Source organism: Candidatus Margulisiibacteriota bacterium, from assembly GCA_028715625.1.
In the GTDB taxonomy this organism is placed as follows: domain Bacteria; phylum Margulisbacteria; class Riflemargulisbacteria; order GWF2-35-9; family GWF2-35-9; genus JAQURL01.
The window spans coordinates 1-2,918 of sequence record JAQURL010000121.1; the positions used below are offsets into that span (position 1 = coordinate 1).

3 protein-coding genes are annotated in these 2,918 nt (G+C 36.9%); all 3 read right to left on the reverse strand.

Features of this window, described 5'->3' with window-relative positions:
• The coding region (locus PHV30_12065) for a flagellar hook-basal body complex protein (protein ID MDD5457747.1) at nt 1–526 on the reverse strand (526 nt) is incomplete at its 3' end.
• Nucleotides 527–677: 151 nt separating this feature from the next.
• The gene (locus PHV30_12070; GenBank protein ID MDD5457748.1) at nt 678–2,579 is read right to left on the reverse strand and encodes a hypothetical protein; all 1,902 of its coding nucleotides are present in this window, start codon (nt 2,577–2,579) and stop codon (nt 678–680) included.
• A gap of 87 nt (nt 2,580–2,666) precedes the next feature.
• Nucleotides 2,667–2,918: hypothetical protein (locus PHV30_12075; GenBank protein MDD5457749.1), on the reverse strand; the 252-nt coding region annotated here is incomplete at its 5' end.

The window sequence follows — 2,918 nt, forward strand, 5'->3', positions numbered from 1 at the left end:
CCAGTTGTATCTGCCCGATAATTCTTTCCTGTGTCTCCTGGTTCAAGGTTACATAAACCGTGCCGTCAGTGGCTATGCGTACGGTATCGGTATTGTCCGGGATAACAATCTGCGGCTGAAGAATGTTGCCGTTAGGATCAACCAGATTACCAAGGCTGTCACGGTTCAGATTCCCGGCGCGACTATAAGCAGTCTCACCGTTAGCTGTCTGAAAAACCAAAAAACCGTCGCCATTAATCGCAACATCAAATTGATTATTGGTAACCGATATGGCACCCTGCCGAAAGTCTTTGGGAGTAGCAACAATCCTCACACCCGATCCTAATTCTATGTCAGCCGGTTTGGTGGTGTTATTTTCACGCTGCAGAACAGCTTTTTCCAAGACTTGAGGGAACATGTTCTCGAGCTCGGTCTTGGTAGACTTATAGCCCACAGTTTTGGAGTTGGAAACATTGTTGGTAATATTTACCATGGCTTTTTCCAAAGCCGACATGCCTGAAGCGCCAACATAAAATTGTCTGATCATAACTTATCCCCCATATCACGTGACTAGTGAGAAGTGAAACGTGAAAAGAGATCTATCACTTATCTCTTATCCCCTAACACTTACCTCTAATTATCAGTGTACAGAAAATCTAATGATATTCAAGGTTTTTTTGAATTTTAGCTCTTAAATTTTAAGACCAGTTTAATAGTCTGCGAAAAAAAGCCCCAAAACCTGAGGGGGTTTGCTCTGCAGTATCGTTTTCTTCCCTGCTACTAATCTCAGGTTGATTTAATTTTATATCGCATCTGATCTTTGCACAATCAACTTTATCAGCCATAACCTTCACGGGATAATCGATATAACTATCCACCTTCAGATATCCGGCGTTTATTTCCGTTAAAGCCCCGTTCACATGACTGATAATCCTGATCTCTTTTCCAGTTAATTTTGAATTTTCACAGAGTCCTGCAATATTGATATTTCCTGTAGATATCAGTATCGAATTATCATCTACATCGCCCTGCTGAACATTTATGTCCCCGTTGACATAAATATATTTCCCGCTTATATAAGATTCAAGGTTCAAGTCCCCCTTTACGATATAGTGACGGTGATCAGACATTTCAATATCATCATCGGGAACAGGTAATAATTCATATTTATCCGGATCTACACGATATATGCCAATCGGTTGTTTATCCAAATAACCGTTACTTATTATCCCCTCAATATAAGCAGCAGCCTTCTGGTCAAGTCTTTGTTTTTCTTCATCAAGAATAAGTACAGGTTTTATGGTAGAATTTTCCGTAATTAAATGTTTAGCTTTTATACTGTAACTCATTTCAACTTCCTGAAAAAATACCCATTGATCGCTGATAATCTCACTCATTGGCTTTGAGTGTAACATTATTATCGGACCGCTTGACGTAACATGTTTATGATTACGAAAGAATGGACCAAAAATAAGTATGGTATTTTCATCTTCATTGCTGATAACTTCTGCCGCTGATCCGCAATATGGTCCGTCATAAAGTAAAAATTGTTTCCCGCGAAAATAACATTTTAACTCTTCGGTTGTTAAGCCCAGCTTTTCAGCCAATTCTAAATTGCCAGCCAGATTATTAAGATCTTGAATAAACCGGTTGCTGTAATACATGGCAGCATCCACTATCCCCCGGTTACGTCCATTCCTGTTAAAATATTTTTCAGTAAATTTACGGTCCAGTTTGGTGATATCAACGGTAGGGCTGAAGACAGTGCCCAGTTCCGCTATTTTGATATTATTAAAAACAGGTGTTTGCGGTTCATCATTCAAAATATCTGCAAATTCCAGTTTTTCGAAATTAATCGCCAATTCATTCAATGACCATATCAGATTATCCGGTTTCATATTATTGATAATGTACCAGGTATCAGTTTCCAACTTAGCCAATTCTTCCTGAGCTTCGGTTACTGTCTGAACCCGAAAATCAACAGGTAATTCATCAAGAATTTGCGATGGTGTTTTTGGCTTATTCAAAAAAGAAAGAGCCGTGTTTTGATTCAACTCATAACACTTTTCATATAAATATTGTCTAAAAGCCCTGTCGGATTTCCCCTGCTCCAGCAAGAGCCTGAGGAACACTTTTGTGTCCGACTCCTTAAAAATATTCAAATTATCACTTAACTGGCGGAACTTGCTACTTACAAATATATTACTGTCATTTATATCGGCACTGATAAATCCAAACAGCTGAAAATTTTCTTTCAGTTTATTTAATATACGCTGGAAATCCCCGTTTTTGTATAAACTCTGCAGACAGATATAAATAGAAATTTTCGCGTTATTAATTCTGTCATCCCTGGTTGTAAGATCAGGCTTTTTCTCGTGATTTAAAAAAGTTAAATCAATTTTCTGGTCTTTAAATGTAAGGCCGACAAAAAATTCTATCAGTTCTTTAAATGTTGAAGCATTTTCCAGAATGCTTTTTAAACGATCCTCAGCATCATCCATTGAAAAAATATTGATACCCGCTTCCAGGTTTTTTCTGGAATCCAGCATCAATTCAATAGCGTTGGTATTTTTTACGGCCAGTATTTTAAAATTTGTCATAATTATCCGTATAAATATATCGAACGCTTTAACAGACCTTCTCAAATTAAATAGCCTTTATAGAAGAATTAAGCTGAGTTACGAAGTTCAAAAAATTAAATCAAATATTTTTCTATAATTTTCCAGAGCTTCAACATTTTTTAAACGTTTGATTTCCTTATAAATAGATTTGTCCCAATAAACTCTGGACCTCGTACTAAGTGACCGTTCAAACATCTTGCTTAAAATGTCTCGTTGTCCGACGTCCTTAATAATGGTATTAATGAATACACTGGAATCATCATCAAAAACCAGTATTCTGTCTGAGGGATTTTTAAAAAAAGCTTTCAATTTCTTTTT

Coding starts and splice junctions, on each gene's coding strand:
- PHV30_12070 (MDD5457748.1), bottom strand. CDS start 2,579: ATGACAAATTTTAAAATACTGGCCGTAAAAAATACCAACGCTATTGAA.